Here is a 22194-nt window from a genome sequence, read left to right on the forward strand (position 1 = left end):
GGCGGCGGTGCGGCGGGGTTTCAGGGGGGGCGGTGCGGGCGCGGCTCAGGGGGCGGTGCGGACCGGGAAGCCGGTCGGCCGGCCCTGCTCCTTCAGCCAGGTCAGCACCTGGTCGAGGGCCTCGACGGTCTGCCGGCGGTCGCCGCCCCCGTCGTGGAAGAGCACGGTGGGGCCGTTGCCGATCTCGCGCTTGACGGCGGCGACGATGGCGGCGGTCCCGGGCTTGCCGAAGTCCTTGGTGTCGACGTTCCAGCCGAGCGGGCGCATGCCCTGGGCGGCGGCGATCCGCCGGCTGTCGGGGGTGAAGGCCCCGCCGGGGGCCCGGTAGTACTCGACCCTCGCGCCGCCGCCCGCCGCCTCCTCGATCAGCTTCTTCGCGTCGACGATCTGCGCCTCCTGGTACGCGACGGGCTTCTTGTCCATGGCCGTGTCGTGGCTCATGGTGTGGTCGCAGAGCCTGTGGCCGGCCGCGACGACCTGCTTGACCAGCTCCGGGTGGGCCTTGGCCTGCGGGCCGATCATGCAGAAGACGGCCTTCACGTCGTGGCGGGCCAGGACGTCGAGGACCTGTGGGGTCCAGCGGGGGTCGGGGCCGTCGTCGATGGTGATGTTGACGGTGTTCCCGCCGCCCTCGGAGGCGTGGGCGATGGTGTCGGGCAGTCCCGCCGGTGCGGCGGGGGCGCCGCCCGCGCCGGTGGCGGCCCCGCCGGTGCCCCCCTCGTCCGGCCCGCCGTCCGCTTCGCCCTGGCGCGAGGCGCTGCCCTGCCGGTGGGCGGTGTGGCCGTCCGCGGCGACCAGGGCCGTCACGCCCCAGACGGTCGCCGCGACGGCCACGGCGGAGGCGCCGACCGCCATCCGGGTCCGCAGGGCCTGCTTCTGCGTGCGCGTCATGAGTCCACTCCCCATCCGGACTTGTGAGGGTCCTGTGGGTCATGACGTCTTGGAAGCGGGCCGGGTTCCACCCGATTGCCCTATAAATTCCAGGTAATAAGGACTTTGGTCCTTTATAGCCCCGGACGCCCCTCCTGCCCCACGGCACCGGGGGCGGGCGTCGCGAGCACCAGCGCGGAGTCCGTGTGGAGCGTGATGCGCACCGGCGTGAAGGTCGTGGCGTCCGCCGACGACTCCCCGGTGCCGGGGTTGCGGGCGTAGCGCGGATGGGCGCCCCCGCTGATCTGCCAGCGCATGCGGTGACCGACGGCGAAGCGGTGGGCGGTGGAACTCATCGGCACGGTGACGGACGAGGGCACGCCTTCGTCCGTCCGAAGCCGGCCCAGCCCGTCGCAGATGTTGACGGAGCGGCCCTGCTCGTCCACGTCGCACAGGCGGGTGAAGACGTCGGCGTGGCCGGTGTCCGTGGAGATGGTCAACCGGGCGATGACCGGGCCGAGGACGTCCACGGGCGCCGTCAGCGGGGGTCCGGTGAACGTCAGCACGTCGTCCCGGCTCTCCAGGGCGCCGTTGTCACGAGGACCGGCCGTACGGGAGAGCAGCGGGCCGCCGAGCGAGGGGGTGGGGTCGTCCGGGTCGTAGCGGACCGACGCCAGTGGCGCGGACTGCGCGGGAGCCCGCTCGGTGAGCCGCCCCTGCTCGGCCGGGAACCACGAGGTGGTGGCCGCGGCCGGCGGCCAGTCGTCGAGGTCCCGCCAGTCGTCTTCGCCGCCGACGTGCACGCGGACCCTGGTGGGACGGAGACCGGAGGCATCGCCGCACAGGTGCGCGCGCAGCCAGGCGAGGCTCTCGGCGAAGACCTCGGGCCACCCCTGCTGCAGCGCGGACGTGTGGGTCCAGGGGCCGACGAGCAGGGAGGTCTCGCAGCCGGCCTCGCGCAGCCGGTGGTACTGCCCCAGGGTCTGGTCGCCCATGACGTCGTGCCATCCGGTGATCAAAGCGGTCGGCACGCCCAGCCGCTCCGCCACCGTCGCCATCGACGCGCCGTGCCAGTACGCGTCCTCGGCGTCCGGGTGCGACATCACCTCGTCCAGCCAGGGCACGTCACCCCCGAGGGCGGGCGCGTACGCCCCGCGCAGCGGCCGCGCGGTGGTGACTTCGCCCAGGCGGCGCTGCAGACGCATCGTCGCCCTGACGAACCGGCCCATGCCCTGGTGCTGGTACGTCATGCCGGCGCCGACGGCGAGGGTGTTCTCCAGGCGGAGCGCACCGTCCGCGTAGAACAGGGAGTACGGATCGTGCAGCCCCACCTGCACCACCATCGCCTTCAGCTCCGGCGGCGGGTCCGCGGCGAGGGCCCACTGCACGTATCCCAGGTAGCTGGGCCCGACGGTCCCCAGTGTTCCGTCGAACCAGCTCTGCTCGCGCAGCCAGGACACCGTGGCCCGGCCGTCGGCGGCCTCGTTGCGCCACAGGTCGAACTCGCCGCCGGAGCCGCCGGTGCCGCGGCAGCTCTGCAGCACCACGTGAAAGCCCTGTTCGGCGAAGAGCACGCCGTACATCGGAGACCACGGCAGGCCCCTGCCGTACGGCGAGCGCACCAGGAGGGTGGGGAAGTCGCCGTCGGCGCGCGGGAAGTAGTGGTCCGTGACCAGCGGGCTGCCGTCGGCGGCCGGCACCCGCAGCCCCGGCTCCCACCCGACGTCGTACCGCTTGGCCGGGAGGCCGCGCCAGGTCGCCCTCATCATCCGCGAGGCCAGCGGCGGCTTACCGGAAGGCATCGCCCAGGTCGTCCTCGGCGCAGGACCGTGCGTGCGTGTTGCCATCGTTCCCCTCCTCCATGTCCGTACAGTGTACGAGAATACAGGATGCTTGGATGAGGCCCGCAAGGGCCGCCCTGATCAAGGAAGGGAGCATGGACCATGCCCCGTAGAGGAGGGGCCGATGCCGCAGGCATCGACCCCGAGCAGCTCTGGCTGGGTTCCGACCAGCCCCGCAGGGGGCGCAAGCCCGCCTACAGCAGAGAGACGATCACCGCGGCGGCCGTCGCCCTGGCGGACGCGGAGGGGCTCGAAGCGGTCACCATCCGGAAGGTCGCCGCGCAGGTCGGAGCCGGCGCCATGTCGCTCTACAGCTACGCCCCCGACAAGGAGACGCTGCTGGAGCTGATGGTCGACCACGTCAGCGGCGAACTGCCGGCCGCGCACGCGCCCACCGGCGACTGGCGCGCCGAGCTGAAGGCCATCGCGCACCTCCAGCGCGCCCACATGCTGCGACACCCCTGGCTGCCCGCCGCTCTGGCCACCCACCGCACCCCCGGCCCCAACACCCTGGCCTTCCTGGAACGCGCGCTCGCCGCCCTGCGGCCCACGGGGCTGGACGGCGCGGCGAAGCTGGAGGTCTTCGCCCAGCTGACCGCGTTCGTGGCCGGGCACGTCGGCCACGAGATCGCGCGGGCCGCGGCCTCGCAGTCCCCCGACCGGGCCGCGGCGGAAGTCCGCTACCTCACCGCCGTCGCGACGGACGGCCGCCACCCGGAACTCGCCGAGGCCCTCGCCGCCCCCGGACGCCCCCTCACGCCCGAAGCCACCTTCGACCGGTTCCTCAACCGCCTCGTGGACGGGCTCGACACCGGCTGATCCCGCGGGGCCGCGGGGCCGCATACGGAAACGGGTCCGGCCCGGGGATCCCTCCCCGGGCCGGACCCGTGTGGTGTGTGCCGCGTGCCGCGTGCGCACCGCGCGTTCCCGCGCGGGGGACTCAGTGCGCGAAGGAGTCCTGCGGAGCGGGCGCGGCCTTGGCGCCCTCGCCGCCGCCCTGGGCCGGACCGGCGCCCCGCAGCGGGACCTCCTTGACGAACCAGGCGAGCACGAAGCCCAGTACGGCGATGCCCGCGCCCAGCAGGAACGCCGAGTGCGTACCGGCGGCCACCGCGTGCTGGTAGGCGTCGCGCACGGCCTCTGGCAGCTTGGCCAGGCTCGCCGCGTCCAGCTGGGCGGAGCCCGCGGCCTTGGCGGCCTGCGGGCCGAGCCGCTCGGACATGGTGTCCGTGACCTGGGTGGTGAAGAGCGAGCCCATGAGGGCCACGCCGAAGGAGCCGCCCAGGGTGCGGAAGAGCGTGGCCGAGGAGGAGGCGACGCCCATGTCCTTCATGTCCACGCTGTTCTGCGCGACCAGCATGGTGATCTGCATCAGGAAGCCGAGACCGGCGCCGAGGACGGCCATGTAGAGGCCGGAGACGAGGCGGGTGGTGCCGGTGTCCATGGAGGCGAGCAGGAAGAGCCCGACGACCATCAGCGCGCCGCCGATGATCGGGAACATCTTGTACCGGCCACTGCTGGTGGTGATCCGGCCCGCGACGAGCGAGACGACCATCATCGAGAGCAGCATCGGCAGGAGGAGCAGGCCCGAGTTGGTGGCGGAGGCACCCTGCACCGCCTGCTGGAAGAGCGGCAGGTAGAGCACGCCGCCGAACATCGCGAAGCCGACGAGGAAGCCGATCACGGACATGAGCGTGAAGTTGCGGCTGCGGAAGATGTGCAGCGGCATGACCGGCTCGGCGGCCTTGGTCTCGACGTAGAGGAAGGCGGCGAGCGAGAGCAGGCCGACGACGATCAGGCCGATGATCTCCGCGGAACCCCAGGCGTACTCGGTGCCGCCCCAGGTGGTGACGAGGACGGTCGAGGTGATGGCGACGGTCAGCAGCGCCGCGCCCAGGTAGTCGATCTTCCCCTGCGCCTTCTTCTTGGGCAGGTGCAGCACGGCCGTGACCATCGCGAGGGCGACGGCGCCGAGCGGGAGGTTGATGTAGAAGGCCCAGCGCCAGCCCATGTGGTCGGTGATGGTGCCGCCGACCAGCGGGCCGCCGATCATGGCGAGGGCCATCACGCCGGCCATCATGCCCTGGTACTTGCCGCGCTCACGGGGCGGGATCAGGTCGCCGATGATCGCCATGACGCCGACCATCAGACCGCCGGCGCCCAGACCCTGGATCGCGCGGAAGCCGATCAGCTGGCCCATGTCCTGGGCCATGCCGCTGAGCGCGGAGCCGACGAGGAAGATGACGATCGAGGTGAGGAACGAGCCCTTGCGCCCGTACATGTCACCGATCTTGCCCCAGATGGGGGTGGAGGCCGCGGTCGCCAGGGTGTAGGCGGTGACCACCCAGGAGAGGTGTTCGAGACCACCGAGCTCACCGACGATGGTCGGCATCGCGGTCCCGATGATCATGTTGTCTAGCATGGCGAGCAGCATGGCGATCATGAGTGCCATGAGCACGACGCGCACGCTGCGCGGCTTCACCTCCCCCGAGGCGCCCGCCTGCTTGACCGTCTCGCTCATGTCCACTCCCCTGGTACTGGCACTTCTTCGTTCGGTCGGGCACTTACTTGCCGCCCGGCTAGTTCACTACACTGGGGAAGGTAGTCCTGCTACTAGCCGGGCGTCAAGTAAGTTCTCGTGGGGAGAGTCATGTCCAGCAGTTCCAGCGGCACCGCTCCGCAGGCCAAGCGCGGAAACACGCGCCAGCGCATCCAGGACGTCGCGCTGGAACTCTTCGCCGAGCAGGGGTACGAGAAGACCTCCCTGCGGGAGATCGCGGAGCGGCTGGACGTCACCAAGGCGGCGCTCTACTACCACTTCAAGACCAAGGAAGACATCATCATCAGTGTCTTCGAGGACTCGACGCGGCCGATCGACGAGCTGATCGAGTGGGCCCAGGGGCAGCCCCGGACGCTGGAGACCAAGCGGGAGGTGCTGCGCCGGTACAGCGAGGCGATGGCGTCGGGCGCACAGCTGTACCGCTTCATGCAGGAGAACCAGGCGACGATGCGGGAGCTCAGCATCGGCGAGACCGTCAAGAAGCGGCTCTTCACCCTGGTGGAACTGCTGCGCACGGACGAGGGGCCGCTGGCGGACCAGGTGCGCTGCGTGAGCGCCCTGTTCACCCTGCACGCGGGGATGATGTTCCTCCAGCACGTGGAGGGCGACCCGGAGGAGACCCGCCAGGCCGCCCTGGAGGTGGCCACCGATCTGATCACCCGCGCCCACCAGGCGCAGTAGCCGTCGCGGGGGCGGTCGGCTCCACGACGGCCGTACCGGCGACCGGCGCGCCGGGGGCGATGCGGAAGCCGAGGTCGCAGGGCAGGAGCGGGGCGAGGTGGCGGGCCGCGTCGGCGGCGAGGGCGGCCAGCGGCTCCGCGGCGCCGGGCGGCACCGCCTCGTCCGCCACCCGGCTCTCCCTCCGGTGCACGTTCACCGCGAGCCATCGCTCATCCGCGCCGGCGGGGGCCCGGCATGGCAGGTAGAGACTCGCCGCATGGTCGTTCGCGTACCCCTCGACCTCCGCCAGCCGGACGGGAGCGTTGCCCCGCACCCGGCTCCGGGCGTCCTCGGGGGTGAGCCAGTGGTAGTCGCCCCAGAGGGCGCCGCCCCCGGCGGTCATCCGGCACCAGGTACCGCCGTCGGCCCGCACGGGCTCCCGGGACTCCGCGTACCCCTCGCCGCGCGTCCGCGACGGCAACAACGCGGCGACCTCCCTCCCCGTCAGGACGCCCCCACAGGTCCGGACGGGCACCCGCACGGAGTCCGGGAGCGACACCCACCAGAGCGCGGACCCCATCAGCACGACGGCGAAGACCGCGCCGGCCAGGTTCCGTCTGACATCCACCACCATGCCCGCATCCTGACCGCCCGGACGGGCACTCACGCCCGAACAGCCGTTCTGTCAGGGGATGTTCACCCGGCAGAGGCCTGCGGACCGCTCACCACTTGAGCAGCACTCCGCGCCAGGTCCACCCGGCGGCGAGGACGGCGTCCCGCAGGGGGTCCTTCATGTCCCGCGAGTCGAACCGGAACGTCTCGACCAGGTGTCGGCGGCCATCGGGGCCCTTCTCGAACTGCCACTTCCTGGCGACCATGACTCCGCCCCCGCGGCCGTACTGCCGCCCGGAGTACTCGTGCGATATCTTCCCCCACTGCTCTTCGAGCGCCCGCACCTCACGGGTCGCCGGGACCAGCCGCATCCGGATCTTGACGGTCAGGTCCAGCCGCGGAACGTGCCGGTCCGCCACTAGGTCGGCCTTCTCCTTGGGAAAGCCGTGGCGCACCTGGAACACCGCGTCGGGCCCGTTGAGCGCGAGCAGCGCTTCCCGCACCTCCATGGTCGGCAGGGGCCTGACCCCGGCGGCGGGATGCTTCGTACCGGTCCACCTGTCCCAAAGACGCCCCATCGTCAGACCCCCGCTCCGCTGTTCGGGCGCACCGTGCGCACGAAGTCCTGGAAGTCAACCAGGACGTCCCTGTACTGCGCCGCAGGGGAGGTCACCTGGTCCGCCCCCCTGCATGCGGACGCGCCCGATCAAAGAAGTTCATCGGGCCGGGAGATACCCAACGGCGCCGTCCCGGGGCAGGCTCGCCCAGGTCCGCGTACCGCCTCCGGGCTCCCGGGACTCCCCGAACCCCCACGCCCCGCCGCAGTCCCGCACGACGGCCGCCATCACCCGCAGCCCCGCCCGCCGCCGGGCCTCACAGTGGGCGGCCAGGCGGGGGTGGGCGTGGGGGGCGTGGGCGTCGTAGACGCTGAGCCGCAGTGCGTCGTCGCGGTACCGGACGGAGAGGTAGAGGCTCCGGCCGGGCTCCAAGTCCCAGGTGGCGGCGATCAGCTCCCCGGCGACCTGCACGGCGGCGGGGGCGAGGGCGTCGAGCCGGTAGGCGTGCAGCACGGACCGTACGGCGCCGCGCGCGATCTGGCCGCTGTACGGGGCTGCGGGCACGGTGAGGCTGCACGCGAGCCCGTCGGGCGCGGGCGGCTCGCACGGACCCTCGGCGGGCCGGGGCGGCGGGCAGGACGAAAGGGGGCTGGGCATGACGGACTCCCTGAAGTCGGCTTGGACGAAGGCGAGTTCGACGCGCACGGATGGCCGACGCGGAACGGGGAGCGTGGCTCGTCGCCGAGGCCCGAGGCATGCTGCGGCGATGCACTTCAACTCCCCTGCGTGGGCGGTGCGTTACCTAACGTAGCGTGAATAGGGGTCTATTGACCACCTCATTGAGGAAGTATGGCCACGCATGGATTCGAGCACCGCGACACGGCAGACTGCGTCCATGCCGCCACGCACCGCACCGACCGAACGGCAGAAACGACTGGGCGCCGAGCTGCGCCGCATGAGGGTCGCCGCAGACGTATCTGCTGAATCGGCGGCCGGACTTCTGGGAGTCGACCGGTCGAAGGTCTCCGCCATCGAGCAGGGCATCCGAGCCATCAGCGAGGAGCGGCTGCGCTCCCTGGCGTGTCACTGCGAGTGCGCCGACGAGGAGTACATCGAGGCGCTCGTCGCCATGACGCAACCTCGGCGCCGCGGCTGGTGGGAGCGCTATCGCGGCTCACTGTCGGCTCCGATACTGGACATTGCCGAGCTGGAGGCACACGCCACACGCATGAGGTGCGCCCACTCGGTGCACATTCCCGGACTGCTCCAGACCAGCGACCACGCGTTGGCCCTCTTCCGCCTCGTCGTACCCGCCCTCCCCGAAAAGGAGGTCGCCCTTCGGCTCGCCCACCGGCTGGAGCGCCAGCAGGTGCTGGAAGGCGATGCCGCGCCCGCGTACGTCACGGTCATCCACGAGGCGGCGCTGCGGATGCAGTTCGGCGGACCGAAGGTGGCGCGGGCACAGCTGGAGCAGCTCAACCTCTCAGCCGAGAAGGACAACATCACCTTGCGCGTCCTGACCTTCAAGGCCGGGGGATTCCCGGGCGCCGGGCAGACCGTCAACTACCTGGAGGGACCCGTACCGCGCCTCGACACCGCACAGGTGGACAGCACGCACGGGCCGGACTTCCTGCATACCGAAGCCCAACTAGCCAAATACCGAGCCCAGCTGGACTGGATGGAGAGCCTCAGCCTCTCCCCCGAGGCGTCTCGGGACTTCATCCACAGCCTGGCCCGCCAACTCTGAGAGGACGGCCGATGGCCGACATCACCTGGGAAGACGCCTTCTGCGGCGAAGGAGCGAGCTGCTACCGGATCGGGGTCGACGGGGACGGGAACAGCTACATCGCCGTCGCGGGAGCGGAGGCGGCCTACCTCACCGACTCGACGGAATCGCTGCGCCAGCTGATCCGCGACATCAAGGCCGGGAAGGCGGACCATCTGCTGGAGGGGTGACCTCCGGGCCTCCGGATCAGCCCGCCCCGGCGGCGAGGAAGGCGGTCAGGCCGTCCACGTAGAGGTCGGGGTGGGAGACGTGCGGGACGTGGCCCGCGCCCTCCAGCACCCTGACCCGCGCCTGCGGCAGCGCGGCGGCGAGCCGGTCGGTGATCACCGGGAACCAGGGCGGGCTCTCGGTGCCCCGGGTCAGCAGCACGGGACCGGTGTAGCGGGAGAGGCGGGTGAGGTCCAGGTCGGCCCAGGCCGGGTCGGCCTGCTCGTCCGCGAAGGTGGGCGCGTTGGCCACGTACGTCTCGCGCAGCGGCTCCGGCAGCCGGTCCCACGCCCCCGGGCCGAAGGCGACCTCCTCCACGAAGCGGCGGGCCCCCGCCCGGTCGCGGCCCGCGCGCAGCTCGGTGAGGACCCCCTCGATCCGGAGCCGGGTGGCTTCCATCAGCGGCCGGAGGGCAGGGTCGTCGGCGACGACGCCGAGGAGCGGGGGCTCGTGGGCGGTGACGCTGCGGAAGAGCTCCGGGCGGCGGGCGGCGAGGCCGAGGGCGGTGGAGGCGCCGAAGGAGTTCCCGGCCACGTGCGCCGGAGCGAGGCCGAGGGCCTCGATGAGGGCGGCCAGGTCCTCCTCGTCCTCCACCCGGCTGCCCGGCCCCGGCGGGCGCTCGCTGCGGCTGTGGCCCCGGCGGTCGTAGGCCACGACGCGCAGCGGCGCGCGCTCCGCGAGGCGGGGCACGACGGCCCGCCAGCCGTCGTGGTCGCTCCAGGAGCCGTGGACCAGGACGAGGGGCTCCCCGTCCCCGGTGGCCTCGTGGAAGAGGGTGGTGCCGTTCACGCGGACCTGTGCCATGACTCCACAGAACCGCACCCGGCGGGATCAGGCGAGCCGGCGCTCGGCGGCGGTGATCGGGACGTCGTTGATGCTGGCCTCGCGGCGGCGCATCAGGCCGTCGGGGTCGAACTCCCACTGCTCGTTGCCGTGGCTGCGCCACCACTGGCCGGCGGTGTCGTGCCACTCGTACTCGAAGCGGACCGAGATGCGGTTTCCGGTGTACGCCCACAGCTCCTTGCGGAGCCGGTAGTCCAGCTCCCGCTGCCACTTGTCGGCGAGGAAGGCGCGGATCTCGGCCCGGCCGGTGAGGAAGCGGTCGCGGTTGCGCCAGACGGAATCCTCCGTGTAGGCGAGGGCGACGCGTTCGGGATCGCGGCTGTTCCAGGCGTCCTCGGCGGCCTGGACCTTGGCGTGGGCGGTTTCCTCGGTGAAGGGCGGAACGGGCGGGCGGGCGGCAGTGGTTCCGGACATGCGGAAGTCCCCTCTCGGTCGTGGAGAACGATCGTTCTCAAGCCTAGGAGAACGATCGTTCTCTCCGCAAGGCCGTTTGGGCTACGCTGCCCCCATGGACGAGGAAGAGGCCCGCACCCGGCTGCTGGACGCGGCGGAGGAGCTGTTCTACGCGCACGGCATCCAGGCCGTCGGCATGGACCGCATCCGCGCGGGCTCGGGGGTGCCGCTCAAGCGGCTGTACCGGATCTTCCCGGCGAAGGAAGCCCTGGTCACGGCCTATCTGGAGCGGCGCGACCGGCGCTGGACGGGGAGCCTGCGGGAGGCGGTCAAGGGGGCCCCGGAACCGCTCGGCGCGGTCTTCGACTGGCTGGAGCGGTGGTTCTCGGAGCCGGGCTTCCGGGGCTGTGCCTTCCTGAACGCGTACGGGGAGCTGGGCGACGGCGGGCCGCCCGGGATGCTGGACGCCGTACGCCGCCACAAGGCGGACCTGCGCGCGCTGCTCGCGGAACTCGTCCCGGACTCCCCCGCCACGGCCGACGACCTGCTGATCCTGATCGAGGGCGCGATCACGGTGGCCGCCCTCTCCCCGGGCCCGGAGCCGGCGCGCAGGGCGCGCGCGATGGCGGAACGCCTGACGGGCTGACGGGTTGACCGGCCGACCGGCCGACCGGCCGACCGCCTAACCGCCGGTGCTGCGGGGGAAGGTGATCTCGACGCGGCGGTTCTTCTTGCGGCCTTCCTCGGTGCTGTTGTCGGCGATCGGGTAGTCCTCGCTGTAGCCGCGGACGTCGTAGGTGACCCCGGGGGCGGTGACGGTCTTGGCCAGCTCCGCCTGCACGGCGTCGGCGCGCTGCTTGCTGAGCTCCTTGCCGTGCTCGTAACTGCCCTGGTCGTCGGTGAAGCCGAAGACGCGGACGCGGGTGGCCTTCTGGGTGTTGATCTCGTTGGCGATGGCCTGGATGCGGGCGGCGGCCTGGGCGTTGAAGACGGCGCTGTTCTCGGGAAAGAGGACCTCGGACTGCAGGGCCATCATCACGGTCTGATTGGTCTCCTGCCGCCGCTGCTCCCCGCCGAGGTCCTCGACGACCTCGGCGATGTCGAGCACCTTGGCGGGGGCGAGGGTCCCGCCCTGGGGGATCTTCAACCCCGGGGAGGCGGAGTCGATCGGCACGGGCGCGGAAGCGGACGGCTCGGTGCCGGGCGGCGCGGACGGCTTCACGTCGTCTGCGTGGGCGGCGGTGGCGCCGATCAGGTGGGCCCCGGCGATGATCAGGGCCGAAACGGCTGTGGCGGCGGCTGCGCGGTGGCGTGTGGTCATGGGGTCACCCGGAGAGTTTGACGGTGGCCGTGGCGAAGGTGGGGAGGTTGAAGTCCACCTCGGTGGTGGTGGCGGGAGGTACGGGGAACTGTGCGAAGAAGGGAACGGTCTCGCCTGCGGCGATACGCGTGATGCCGCTCGTGCAGAGACACCTGCTCTCGGTGTCCCGGAGCACGTAGTAGCGTTTCTTGCCGGCCTTGTCGGTCAGCGTGGCGCCGGCCACGGACGCGGCGCTCGCGCTCTTCTCATCACCGCGCCAAGCCGCTGTCTGCACGAACGCCGACGTTCCACCGTTCTTGATCTGCCCGCTGATGGTCAGGAATCCGCCTTGATCACGGACGGCGGAGTTCAGCGTGAGGACAATCCCCTCCGGACCAGCCGACGTTGCGATCACCTCGACCGGCGCCGAACTCTGACCTGCGGCCGACGGTGACTTCTGCGGCTTGCCCGCAGAAGTCTGCCCGGCTGACGGCGCCTGTGGCTTGGGCTTCGCGTCATCACCGTTGCCACACCCGGCCAAGGCGAAAGCCATGACGGCCACGACAGCGACAGCTCCTGTGCGCACCTTCACCACGTGCCGAATCCTCATCTACGCCGCTTCCTTATCTGTCTCGTGCACCATCAGTCGACCAGTCGGACCTTGAACAGGGCCCTGGCCAACTTGTCCCAGGGTTCGGGCTTTGCAGGATCGAAGGTGAGGTCGTCAGCGCCCTCGCACACGATCGAAATCGACCCGGGCTTCTCAGGCCCACCCGTCGGCGTCCCTCCAGAGGACGGCGTGGCGGTGGGGACGGGGGTGGACATGGGGGCGGCCCCGAGGTGGCACCGCGGTTCGACCTCCGCAGTGGCCTCTGCCCTGCCGTGGACTCCGGCCGTTCCCGGGATCACGGAATCACCGACGGTTCCGTTCGTGACGACAGCTACTTTGAATCGCAGCCCGAGCGGCGTGCAGGTCGCCACAGCATCGTTCTGAGCCGCAAAACTCTCGGCTCCGGCACAGGCACGTGACAGGTCGAAGCGATTCCCCGCGAGCAGGGCCTCCCAATCCGCAGGCGGGAGGGTGGTGAGGTCAAGCCCTGGGACCAGGTGACTCCTCGCGTCACGGGCCGCCGCCAGTGCCGCCGCGTCCGCCGCTCCCTGCCCGTTGCTGCGCGTCACCGACGCCTGGCCGACCACGAAGAAGGCGAGCGCGGCGAAGAGCAGGCACGCCACCATCACGATGTAGATGGGGAATGCCTGCCCCAGGTCACGCGACGTCTTCCCTATCACCCGGCGGTGATGTCCTCGACGGCTTGGGAAATCCGGTTGGTGATCGCCGTCCCGATACCCGATCCGACGATCGCCCCGATGATGACGATCACCACCAGGATGATGCCCAGGTACTCGAACGCGGTCTGCCCCCGGTCGAGGTTCGCGTAGCGCTTGCGGAGGCGTGTCACCGCCGTGTCCGTCCAGTCGTTCAGGCGGAGCTTCGCCTCGACCGATGCCTTCAGCAGCCTGTTGTGTGACATGGGGGTTCCCTCCCGGGCCGGTGCCGCTGTTGATTTGCGGACGGTACGACGAGTTACCGGTCGTCACCAAGGGTCCCGGGGCCCAAATACGGACCCACTGCGTACTCCGTCTACCCATGACCGGTCACCCCTGGACGGGCGGTTCCCAGCCAGCGGGCTATCGCCTCGCTGCGGGAGGTGCTCCGGAGTTTGGCGAAGATGCGGTTGATGTGGTTCTTGACCGTCTTCTCGCTGATGAAGCAGGCGCCGGCGATCTGCTGGTTGTTCATGCCGGACGCGATCAGATCCATGATCTCCACCTCCCGCGAACTCAGCCCGAAAGCAACGGAGTTGTGCACGCGCTCCGTAGACTGTCCCACATTTCGTTGCTGTTGCGAAGAGGACCGGAGTTCCGCGAGCACGACGGTCGCCGCCGTCGGGGTGAAATGGGCGCGGCCGGCGCGGGTGTCACGGACCGCGCGCAGGAGGTCGTCGGGCGTGAACTCGCCGTGGACCAGGTAGCCGCCCGCGCCCAACAGCAGTGCCTCGCGGACGACATCGGCCTCCTGGCTGTACGTCAGCATCAGCACCGGTGCCAGGCACACCAGGTGCGGCAGGGCCGAGATGCCGTCGACTCCCGGCATGCGGACGTCCAGCAGGATCACGTCCGGACTGTGGAGCCGGGTCAGGTGCAGGGCCTCGTGGCCGTCCTGGGCCTCCGCCACGACCACGAGGTCGGCGGTGGTGGCCAGGAGGCTGCTCAGGCCCGCGCGGACGACCGGGTTGTCGTCCGCGATCAGGACGCGCAGGGCGGTCACGTGCGGCCCCCCGTCGGCAGGGTCAGGCGGACCCGGGTGCCGGTGCCCGCGGTGCGGGGGCCGACCTCGAAGGCGGCGCCGATGGCGTGCGCGCGTTCCCTCATGCCGAGGACCCCGAAATGCCCGGCCGGCATCACGGGGGGCAGGCCGACCCCGTCGTCCTCGACCGTCACCGTGAGCGTCGACGGCCCCGCGCACACCGACATCTCCACCCGCGAGGCCCCGGCGTGGCGGCGGGCGTTCTCCACCGCCTCCCCGGCGACGGAGAGCAGCTGGTGCACCACCCCCGGGGGAAGGACGGGCAGCGTGCCCGTGGTGTGGAGTTCCGCGCCCAGGGCGCGCAGCCCCGGCAGGAGGGCGGGGCCGGGCACGCGCAGCTCCGTCAGCAGGGCCCGGGACTCCGCAGAGGCGCGGCGGGCCGCGTCCGCGACGAGTTCCGCCTGGCGGCGGATCGCCGCCGGGTCGGGGGTCCGGGCCAGGGCGTCGGCCGCCAGTGCCAGGCCGTGCAGGGTCTTGGCCACCGAGTCGTGCATCTCCCGGGCCATCCGCTCCCGCTCGTCCCGGACCGCCTCGGCCGCCGCCAGGCTCCGTACGGCCGCCCCGAAGCGCAGCAGCAGCTCCCGCAGCCCGGATCCGGCGGCCCCGGCCACCACGCACAGCAGGCAGAGCACGAAGCCGCCGCCCAGCGCGGCCACCGCCACCGCCTGCGCGGCCGCGTACACCGCCGAGCCCCGCCATCCGTAGACCAGCCCGGCCAGCAGCGGGGTGCACAGGGCCACCAGCCCGACCGGGGAGGTGGGGGTGGCCACGATCAGCAGGAGCCCGCTCAGGACCATGTCCACCGCCAGCAGCCAGCGGTGGCGCAGCAGCAGCGGCCCGAAGCGCTCCCAGTCGCGGAAGAGGACGTAGGACAGCATGAAGGTGGCCAGCAGCGCGCCGGACACCAGGTAGGCCGGCGCTCCGGGCGCGGTGCGGCCCAGTGCGAAAGGCGCACCAAGAGCGATCATGACCAGCCGGAACGCGAAGACCTGGCGGCTCAGCGCCTGGAGGGCACTGGCCTGGACCATGAAGGAAGGAGCGGAAACCGCGTTCCGCCCCTCCGCCCCGTGCATCGCCGGTAAGTGCAGTGCGGTCATGGCCGCTCACCCGCCCCCGAGCAGTGCGCCGAAGTCCACGTTGGCTCCGTAGACGAACCCGCAGACGAGCAGGATCAGGGTGCCCGGCAGCATGAACATGGTCACCGCGAACGTCGCCTTCGGGACGGCCCGCGCCGCACGTCGGCGGGCGTTCTGCGCGTCGGTGCGCCGCATGTCCTCGGCGATCGCGATGAGGGTGTCCACGATCGGGGAGCCCAGTTCCTCGCCCTGTTGGAGGGCGGTGACGAACTGGGCGACCTGTTCGGAGTCGTTGCGCCTGCGCAGCTCGTCGAAGGCCTGGCGGCGACTGACGCCCATGTCCATCCGTTGCAGGGTGATGCGGATCTCGTCCGACCAGGGCCCTTCGTACTTGTCCGCCACCCGGTCCAGCGCCTGCCGGAAGCCGAGCCCGGCACTGACCACCACCGCCAGCACGTCAAGGAAGTCCGGGAGGATCCGCTCGATGTGGTCCCGGCGCACCCGGACGGCCGACCACAGCCCGAACTCGATCCAGAACAGTCCGAAAGCGACCATGAGGAGTGCTGCTATCCATTGCCCGTTCATGAGCATGGCCAGGGCGCCGAGTCCGCCCAGGAATCCGTAGACCGCGCGCCGGGCGGCGTAGCGGTCGATGGTGAGGCCGGCCGGGTTGCCCGCCATGTCGATCTGGCGGCGCTTGCGGGCCACCTGCTTGGCGCCCATCAGGCGCAGCACCAGCGGCGCCCAGCGGATGCCGAGGCGGTCCACGAGCGAGCCGACGGCGGTGGTGCGGGTGGCGCCGACCTCCAGGGCCAGGGCCAGGTCGGTCGGGAGTTTGACGTCGGCGCGGTAGAGGCGGATGCCGTGCAGGGCACCGAAGACGGACAGGGCCACGGCCAGGGCGAGGAGGAGGGGGAGGTAGGCGGTCATCGCGGCGTCAGCCCCCTCACACGTCGATCTTCGACAGCCGGCGGATCAGGACGAAGCCCAGCGCGAAGAGCCCCAGGGCGACGATCACCGCGACCTGGCCGACCAGCGCGCCGGTCATCCGGTCCAGGGCGCCCGGCATCATCGCGTTCACCAGCAGCAGCGACCCCAGTCCGATGGCCGGTACCAGGTACGCCGTCACCGTCACCTGCGAGAGCTGCGTACGGATCTCCCGGCGGGTCTCCTTGCGCTGCTCCAGGGTCACCGTGAGGTTGCGCAGGCTGCCCACGATGGCTCCGCCCGCGCGGGCGGAGAGGACCAGGGTGGAGACGAGGACGACCAGTTCGCGGGACGGGAGCCGGTCGACGATCTCCCCGAGGGACTCCTCGATGGAGTGCCCGACGGCGAGCCGGTCCGCGACCCGGGCCAGTTCCTCGCCCGCCGGGGCCTCCAGTTCCTCCGCCGCCATGCCGATGGCGGTGCGCAGGGCGAGGCCGGCCTGGGTGGCGTTGGCGAGGATCCGGGCCAGTTCGGGGAGCTGGTTGATGAAGCGTTCCGTGCGGCGGGCGCGCTGCCAGTTCAGGAAGGCGTTGGCGGACCAGAGGCCGATCAGTCCGGCCACCGGCCCAAAGAACGGGGCCAGCAGGGAGGAACAGACCAGCCATGTGCCCGCGACGGCCAGCAGCATGTAGACGAAGAACTCACCCGGGGTGAGGTCCAGCCCTGTGGTCGCCAGTTTCAGTTCGATGCGGCGGCCCAGCGCCGTCCGGCGCAGGCGGCGGTCGACGCCGCGGAAGCGGCGCCTGCGTCCGGTCGGCGGGGGTTCGCCGCTCGCCGAGAGGCGTTCGATGAGGGCGGCGCGCTGGGCGAGCCCGGCCGAGTAGGCGTGCACCCCGAGGGCCGTGAACAGCCCGGCGAGCAGGGTGGCGCCGAGGGTGAGGAGGACGAGGTGGTTCACAGGACGGTCCGGGGGGTGAGCGGGTCGAGGAGGGCGTCGGGCTGTGCGACGCCGAAGGCCTGGGGGATCGGCTGGCTGTTCATGTAGAGGCGCTCCGCGATCCGGCGGGGAAGGGGGGCGTACGCGAAGTAGCCGTGCACGCGTCCGTCGGCGCCCATGGGCTGGGCCACGTAGCGGCAGACGGTGGTGATCCGGAAGGGCTCGCGGCCGTGGGATTCGAGGATGGAGATCTCCGTGATGCGGCGCGAGCCGTCACCGAAGCGGGTGAGCTGCACGATGACGTTGACGGCGCTGTTGATCTGGTCCTGGAGCGCCTCGAAGGGGATCTCCACCTCGGACATGGAGGCGAGGGTCTGCAGGCGGGTGAGCGCGTCCGAGGAGCTGTTGGCGTGGACGGTGGCGAGGGAGCCGTCGTGGCCGGTGGACATGGCCTGGAGCATGTCGAGGGTCTCGCCGCCGCGGACCTCGCCGACGATGATCCGGTCGGGGCGCATGCGCAGGGAGTTGCGTACGAGGTCGCGGATGGTGATCTGGCCCTTGCCCTCCACGTTCGCGGGGCGGGATTCGAGGCGGATCACGTGCGCCTGCTGGAGCTGGAGTTCGGCGGAGTCCTCGATGGTGATGATGCGCTCGCCCTCCGGGATCAGGCCGGAGAGGGCGTTGAGGAGGGTGGTCTTGCCGGTGCCGGTGGCCCCGGACACGATCAGGTTCAGCTTCGCCTGCACCAGCCCGGACAGGAGCAGGAGCATCTGCTCGTCGAGGGAGCCGAGGGCGATCATCTCGGGCAGGGTGAAGGCGCGCGGGAACCGGCGGATGGTGAGGGTGGCGCCGGTGAGGGAGAGCGGCGGGATGATGACGTTGACGCGCTCGCCGCTGGGCAGGCGCGCGTCGACCATCGGATTGGCCTCGTCCACACGGCGGTTGACGGTGGAGACGATGCGCTCGATGGTCTGCATCAGCTGCTCGTGCGAGGCGAAGCGGATCGGGAGCTGCTCCACCCGGCCGGAACGCTCGACGAAGATCTGGTCGGGGCCGTTGACCATGATCTCGGAGATCGAGGCGTCTTCGAGGAGCGGTTCGAGGACACCGAGCCCGAGGGCCTCGTCGACGACGCGGCGGATCAGCTGGGCGCGCTCGGCGGTGGACAGGACCGGGCCCTCGCGGCTGATGATGTGCCCGAGTACGCGTTCCAGCCGCGCGCGGCGCTCGGCGGGCGCGAGCGCGGACATCTCGGCGAGGTCGATCTCTTCGAGGAGCTTGGCCCGGTACGAGGAGACCAGGCGGCCGTCCTCGCGGGGGCTGTGGCGGTCGTCGGGGGTGCTGACCCGGGAACGCAGGCTCACGGTCGGGCTCCGTCCGGGTCGGTGTTGGGCATGACGGCCGTGGCCCTGGCCGGGTCGATGTGCAGTCCGGGGATGATCGAGTTGATCGGTATCGTCACGGTCGCCGTGATCGCGTCCCCGCCGCTCGGGACGGAGACGGTCGCCGCGAGGCCCTCGCGGATCGCGGCGTGACCGGCGGCCTCACCTCGGCCCCGGTGCTGGGCCTCGACCCGGGCCGCGGTCCGCGCGGCGGTGTCGGCCTGCTCGTGGACGTACGCGATCCAGCCCAGCTGGATCGCACACAGTGCGACGAACAGCAGGATCGGGACGAAGCCGATGTATTCGATGGCCACTTGGCCGCGGTCGGAGCGGATGCGCCGCCTTCTCATGTCATTCCTCCCGCTCCATCGCCGCGCCGGCCGTGCCGTCGATGGCGCCGAAGCCGAGCCCCGGGAAGAGGACGGGGATCTCCAGTCTGACCTTCGCCTTGTACAGGTTCCCGGCCGGACCGCACTCGACGGACATGTTCCAGGCGCCCCCCACGTACTTGCGGGCCGCCGTGTCGCACTCCCCGTCCCCCTTCACCGCGCCCGCCCGCGCCCCCTGGTCGGCCGCGTTGCCCGCCAGCGAGAAGGCGTACCCGATCAGCACGCACTCCCACACCGCCGCCACGAGCAGCAGGATGAGCGGGACCATGCCGACGAACTCGACGGCCACCTGCCCCCGGTCCCGGCACCACCCCCGCCCGCCGCGTACGGACCCGCGCGCGGTCACCGTTCAGCCCTCCCGGCCGCGCCGCAGGCGGGCCACCGGGCCGGCCGCGCGGAGGGCGAGGGCCGCACCGGAGCCGGCGGCGGCGGGGGCCGGGGATCCCGCCGGGGCGTCCGGGGCGGCGAGGAGGCCCAGTTCGCCGGCCAGGGTCCACAGGGCCTGCTTCACCGTCGAGCGGTTGTCGAGGTCCTGCACCCGGCCCGCGTCCACCACCGCCTGGAGTTCCTTGAAGGCGGCGGGGACCGGGGTGCGGGTGGGCCGGGTCTTGGTGATCTTCTCGATCAGGGAGGGCTGTATCTCGGTGTGCTTGCTCCAGCGGTTGACCACCATGGTGGTGTCCTCGGCCTTGCGCACCTGGAGCCGTTCCCACATCCGGACCATCCGCTTGGCCGCCCGTACGGCGACCACGTCCGGGGTGGTGACCATGACGGCCAGGTCCGCGAGTTCCACGGCGGTGGCGTTCGCGCCCGTCACCTGGGTGCCGCAGTCGATGACGACGAGCTCGTAGCGGGCGCGCAGGGCGCCGATGACGTGCCGGGCGGCCCGTTCGTCGACCTCCTCGCCCCGCTCCCCGTCCGCCGGGGCCAGCAGCAGGGCCAGGCCGGTGCGGTCCTCGTAGACGGCGTCCTGGAGGACGCGCGGGGAGATGTCCTGGATGCCGGCGAGGTCGGCGATGGAGCGCCGGAACTGCACGTCGAGGTACGAGCCCACGTCCCCGGCCTGGAGGTCCAGGTCCACCAGGGCCGTGCGCCGGCCCGCCGCGGCGGCGGCCAGCGCGAACTGCACCGCCGTGAACGTGGCGCCCACGCCTCCCTTGGCGCCGGTGACGGTGACCACCCGGCCGCCCGGCCCGGCGGGCGCCTCGGGGCCGCGGCCCAGGTGGCGGCGTACGCCCGCGGACCACTGGGCGGCGGCCTGGACGCGGGCGGCGAGTTCCTCGTAGGCGAGGGGGAGGCCGATCAGGCCGCGCGCGCCGGAGTCCATGGCGGCGGAGAAGAGGGCGGGCCCGGCGTCGGAGGAGATCAGCACCACGCCGACCGCGGGGAAGCGCAGGGCGACTTCGCGGATCAGCTCCAAGGCGGGGACGGGCCCGATCCGCTCGTGGACGAGGACCACCTCGGGCAGTTCGTCCAGGGAGTCCGCGGCGAGCCGGAACAGGGTGTCCAGGAGGGTCGTGGAATCGGGGACGGGAGCGGCGGGCTCGGCGTCCGGGAGCTGGCTGAGCAGCGCCACGATGGCGCGGGCGGCGTCCGGGTCGCCGGCCGCGGGGAGGATTCGGGTGGTCATCCGGGCCTCACTTGTCCCCGTCGAGGGTGTACGTGCGGTCGCTCGGGCCGGGAGTCGAGTCGGTGCCGGGGGCCACCAGGGCCAGTCGGACGTGCTCGGCGAAGGACTCGGCGTACGCGACGCGCTGGGTGTCCTTGGTGTTCAGGGCGAAGGTGATCGGAACGGCCTCGGCGGGGCCCTTCCTGTCGCTGTCCTTGTCGAGGGCGGTGAGCTTGCCGACGCCCAGGACGCGGGCGTTGGCGACGATGATGACCGAGCGGGCGGGGTCGGTGTCCTTGGCGCCCTTGAAGGTGGCCAGGATGTTGACCTTGGCGCCCGAGGTGATCTTGCCGGCCACGCCCGTCGCCGCGTCGATCATGATGGCGATCTCCTGCTCCCCGGCCTGGAGCTGCGGCTTGTCGACGAACATGTCGCTCTGGAGCAGCGAGCCCCGCTTCAGGGTGGTGAGCGCGATCTTGCCCTGGAGCGCGCCCAGGTCGGTGACGGCGGTGTCGGAGAGCCACCGCTTGGGGACCTTGACCTCTTCGAACTGGCCGGCCGTGAGCGGACTGTACGGGGCGATGTCGCCCTTGACGCGGTAGGCGACCACCTCGGACCCGACCTTGGAGTTGACGTCGCCGATCACGACCAGGACCCCGGCGAAGGCCGCGAGGGCGCACAGGACCGACAGCAGGAGCAGGATGACGCCGCGGCGCTGGCGTGAGTTCATGGGCCGTACTACCTCGCCGTTCTTCGGTTCGTTCGGGGGCGGGCCGGTCAGGTTCTGGAACGGGTGCCGGTACGGGCGGGGGCCTCGGGCGGGGGTGCGGCCAGGGGTGCGGCGCAGAATCCGCAGCGGTCGCCGATGAGCTCGAAGCCGCACCAGCGGCACTCCTCCCTGCGGACCGAGGCGACCAGCTGGTAGAGCACGGACGGGTCGGGGATGGCGGCGGCGAACTCGACGAGCTTCGGGGTGGCCCACCAGGCGGCGGAGTCGGCGGGCAGCGGGTTCTCCATGACGCCCTGCACCTGCCAGGCGGGGGCCAGTTCGGCCGTCACCCAGTCGGAGGACAGCGCTCCGCGCGCGAAGGTGAGGTGGGTGGCGAAGCCGGGTCCCGGCGGCAGCGCGGCCTGCGAGGCGGCTCCGGCGGATCCGAGCCGGGCCAGATGCGGCGTCGGGTGGGCCAGTACGGCGAACTGGGCGCTCGGCGACCAGGACCGGGCGTGGGCCTTGAGCCCGACGGGGACCCGGTCCAGCTTTGCGACCGTACCCAGCAGCGCGCCCGCGTGGATGTAGTGGGAGAGCAGCCGGGCGGCGGAGGCGATGACCCCGGGGCTGAAGTCGCAGACGGTGAGCTGGCGCAGCTGACGCACCAGCACGGCGGTTGCCAGGGGCGGCAGATCGATGTCGAGGAGCGCGATGCGGTCGGTCTCCAGGATGGCCCGGACGGTGTGCAGCCGGCGCACGGTGGCGGGCGGGAGCCAGGGCGGTACGACGGCCACGAGGTGGCCGTGCCGCTCCAGCAGGGCGGAGGTCTCGGCGAGCGCGCCCTCCAGGTCGGCCTCGCCGGGCGGGCGCAGGACCGCGGCGCCGGGGGTGTGCCGGTCGGGGGCGGGCAGCACCAGGTCGGCGCTGGTGACAGCGATGGCGGTCGGCACGCGAATCCCCCCGTTCACCCTGTACGCGACGCCTGTTCGCACGGCCGTCACGTACGCGCACATGCTGCGCGACCGCAAACGATCGACGCGCTCCCCCCTTGCCCCAGCACCATAACCGCGCCACCCCTGGCTGGTCAGGGGCTTGGTGATTCCCGTGCCGGAAGGGCTTGTCACAGGTGGCGGGAAACCCGGACAACAGGGATCGGAAGTCCGAACAG

The 22194-nt window shown here is 71.7% G+C and carries 27 protein-coding genes; 5 read left to right on the forward strand and 22 right to left on the reverse strand.

Annotation, left to right across the window (positions count from 1 at the left end; genetic code table 11):
* Positions 1-45 precede the first annotated feature (45 nt).
* Both OG295_RS12125 and OG295_RS12130 read right to left on the reverse strand, forming a co-directional pair.
* Positions 46-891, reverse strand: coding sequence for a polysaccharide deacetylase family protein (locus OG295_RS12125; RefSeq protein ID WP_371676882.1), 846 nt, complete (start codon positions 889-891; stop codon positions 46-48).
* Between the two features lie 113 nt (positions 892-1004).
* Entirely contained in the window at positions 1005-2672 is a 1668-nt protein-coding gene (locus OG295_RS12130; protein ID WP_371676883.1) for a CocE/NonD family hydrolase, read from the reverse strand.
* Between the two features lie 141 nt (positions 2673-2813).
* Here OG295_RS12130 and OG295_RS12135 point away from each other — a divergent pair, with 141 nt between their 5' ends.
* Complete coding sequence (locus OG295_RS12135; protein WP_371676884.1) at positions 2814-3530, forward strand: TetR/AcrR family transcriptional regulator C-terminal domain-containing protein; 717 nt, start codon at positions 2814-2816, stop codon at positions 3528-3530.
* 121 nt (positions 3531-3651) lie between these two features.
* On the opposite strand, the gene OG295_RS12140 is transcribed toward OG295_RS12135, so the two are convergent.
* On the reverse strand, positions 3652-5232 hold the full coding sequence (locus OG295_RS12140; RefSeq protein ID WP_371676885.1) for an MDR family MFS transporter: 1581 nt from the start codon (positions 5230-5232) through the stop codon (positions 3652-3654).
* Positions 5233-5361: 129 nt separating this feature from the next.
* Here OG295_RS12140 and OG295_RS12145 point away from each other — a divergent pair, with 129 nt between their 5' ends.
* On the forward strand, positions 5362-5952 hold the full coding sequence (locus tag OG295_RS12145) for a TetR/AcrR family transcriptional regulator (RefSeq protein ID WP_371676886.1): 591 nt from the start codon (positions 5362-5364) through the stop codon (positions 5950-5952).
* Here the strand turns inward: OG295_RS12145 and OG295_RS12150 are convergent.
* From OG295_RS12150 to OG295_RS12160, 3 genes are all read right to left on the reverse strand, one after another.
* Positions 5927-6565, reverse strand: coding sequence for a hypothetical protein (locus tag OG295_RS12150; protein ID WP_371676887.1), 639 nt, complete (start codon positions 6563-6565; stop codon positions 5927-5929). The two genes, OG295_RS12145 and OG295_RS12150, sit on opposite strands and share 26 nt — an antisense overlap.
* Positions 6566-6653: 88 nt before the next feature.
* A complete protein-coding gene (locus OG295_RS12155; protein WP_371676888.1) occupies positions 6654-7052 on the reverse strand; it encodes a hypothetical protein in 399 nt (132 codons plus the stop codon).
* 207 nt (positions 7053-7259) lie between these two features.
* Entirely contained in the window at positions 7260-7757 is a 498-nt protein-coding gene (locus OG295_RS12160; RefSeq protein WP_371676889.1) for an ATP-binding protein, read from the reverse strand.
* 238 nt (positions 7758-7995) lie between these two features.
* Between OG295_RS12160 and OG295_RS12165 the strand changes: the two genes are divergently transcribed.
* Positions 7996-8847, forward strand: coding sequence for a helix-turn-helix domain-containing protein (locus OG295_RS12165; protein WP_371676890.1), 852 nt, complete (start codon positions 7996-7998; stop codon positions 8845-8847).
* An 11-nt stretch (positions 8848-8858) separates the two neighbouring features.
* The gene (locus OG295_RS12170) at positions 8859-9056 is read left to right on the forward strand and encodes a hypothetical protein (RefSeq protein WP_371676891.1); all 198 of its coding nucleotides are present in this window, start codon (positions 8859-8861) and stop codon (positions 9054-9056) included.
* A 16-nt stretch (positions 9057-9072) separates the two neighbouring features.
* On the opposite strand, the gene OG295_RS12175 is transcribed toward OG295_RS12170, so the two are convergent.
* Positions 9073-9897, reverse strand: a complete 825-nt coding sequence (locus OG295_RS12175; protein WP_371676892.1) for an alpha/beta fold hydrolase — start codon at positions 9895-9897, stop codon at positions 9073-9075.
* A gap of 27 nt (positions 9898-9924) precedes the next feature.
* The gene (locus OG295_RS12180; RefSeq protein WP_371676893.1) at positions 9925-10350 is read right to left on the reverse strand and encodes a nuclear transport factor 2 family protein; all 426 of its coding nucleotides are present in this window, start codon (positions 10348-10350) and stop codon (positions 9925-9927) included.
* 94 nt (positions 10351-10444) lie between these two features.
* Between OG295_RS12180 and OG295_RS12185 the strand changes: the two genes are divergently transcribed.
* Complete coding sequence (locus OG295_RS12185; protein WP_371676894.1) at positions 10445-10975, forward strand: TetR/AcrR family transcriptional regulator; 531 nt, start codon at positions 10445-10447, stop codon at positions 10973-10975.
* Positions 10976-11011: 36 nt separating this feature from the next.
* On the opposite strand, the gene OG295_RS12190 is transcribed toward OG295_RS12185, so the two are convergent.
* The 14 genes from OG295_RS12190 to OG295_RS12255 form a co-directional block, all read right to left on the reverse strand.
* The gene (locus OG295_RS12190; RefSeq protein ID WP_371676895.1) at positions 11012-11650 is read right to left on the reverse strand and encodes an OmpA family protein; all 639 of its coding nucleotides are present in this window, start codon (positions 11648-11650) and stop codon (positions 11012-11014) included.
* Between the two features lie 4 nt (positions 11651-11654).
* Positions 11655-12224, reverse strand: coding sequence for a hypothetical protein (locus OG295_RS12195; protein WP_371676896.1), 570 nt, complete (start codon positions 12222-12224; stop codon positions 11655-11657).
* Between the two features lie 47 nt (positions 12225-12271).
* Positions 12272-12919, reverse strand: a complete 648-nt coding sequence (locus tag OG295_RS12200) for a pilus assembly protein TadG-related protein (protein ID WP_371676897.1) — start codon at positions 12917-12919, stop codon at positions 12272-12274.
* Complete coding sequence (locus OG295_RS12205) at positions 12916-13161, reverse strand: hypothetical protein (protein ID WP_371676898.1); 246 nt, start codon at positions 13159-13161, stop codon at positions 12916-12918. Before OG295_RS12205 ends, OG295_RS12200 begins: the two co-directional genes overlap by 4 nt.
* A 110-nt stretch (positions 13162-13271) precedes the next feature.
* Positions 13272-13958, reverse strand: coding sequence for a response regulator (locus OG295_RS12210; protein WP_371676899.1), 687 nt, complete (start codon positions 13956-13958; stop codon positions 13272-13274).
* Complete coding sequence (locus OG295_RS12215) at positions 13955-15094, reverse strand: sensor histidine kinase (protein WP_371676900.1); 1140 nt, start codon at positions 15092-15094, stop codon at positions 13955-13957. The genes OG295_RS12210 and OG295_RS12215 overlap by 4 nt, the downstream gene beginning before the upstream one ends.
* 6 nt (positions 15095-15100) lie before the next feature.
* The gene (locus OG295_RS12220; protein WP_371676901.1) at positions 15101-16003 is read right to left on the reverse strand and encodes a DUF5936 domain-containing protein; all 903 of its coding nucleotides are present in this window, start codon (positions 16001-16003) and stop codon (positions 15101-15103) included.
* Positions 16004-16019: 16 nt separating this feature from the next.
* Positions 16020-16958: a type II secretion system F family protein gene (locus OG295_RS12225; RefSeq protein WP_371676902.1), complete on the reverse strand. Its 939-nt coding sequence runs from the start codon at positions 16956-16958 to the stop codon at positions 16020-16022.
* A complete protein-coding gene (locus OG295_RS12230; RefSeq protein ID WP_371676903.1) occupies positions 16955-18301 on the reverse strand; it encodes a CpaF family protein in 1347 nt (448 codons plus the stop codon). The genes OG295_RS12225 and OG295_RS12230 overlap by 4 nt, the downstream gene beginning before the upstream one ends.
* A complete protein-coding gene (locus OG295_RS12235; RefSeq protein WP_371676904.1) occupies positions 18298-18633 on the reverse strand; it encodes a TadE/TadG family type IV pilus assembly protein in 336 nt (111 codons plus the stop codon). Before OG295_RS12235 ends, OG295_RS12230 begins: the two co-directional genes overlap by 4 nt.
* A 37-nt stretch (positions 18634-18670) precedes the next feature.
* A complete protein-coding gene (locus tag OG295_RS12240) occupies positions 18671-19054 on the reverse strand; it encodes a TadE/TadG family type IV pilus assembly protein (RefSeq protein ID WP_371676905.1) in 384 nt (127 codons plus the stop codon).
* A gap of 3 nt (positions 19055-19057) precedes the next feature.
* On the reverse strand, positions 19058-20338 hold the full coding sequence (locus OG295_RS12245) for a CpaE family protein (protein WP_371676906.1): 1281 nt from the start codon (positions 20336-20338) through the stop codon (positions 19058-19060).
* A gap of 7 nt (positions 20339-20345) precedes the next feature.
* On the reverse strand, positions 20346-21047 hold the full coding sequence (cpaB, locus tag OG295_RS12250; protein ID WP_371676907.1) for a Flp pilus assembly protein CpaB: 702 nt from the start codon (positions 21045-21047) through the stop codon (positions 20346-20348).
* Positions 21048-21094: 47 nt separating this feature from the next.
* The gene (locus OG295_RS12255) at positions 21095-21976 is read right to left on the reverse strand and encodes a hypothetical protein (RefSeq protein WP_371676908.1); all 882 of its coding nucleotides are present in this window, start codon (positions 21974-21976) and stop codon (positions 21095-21097) included.
* Positions 21977-22194: the final 218 nt, after the last annotated feature.

It is taken from the genome of Streptomyces sp. NBC_01276 (assembly GCF_041435355.1).
Classification (GTDB): domain Bacteria; phylum Actinomycetota; class Actinomycetes; order Streptomycetales; family Streptomycetaceae; genus Streptomyces.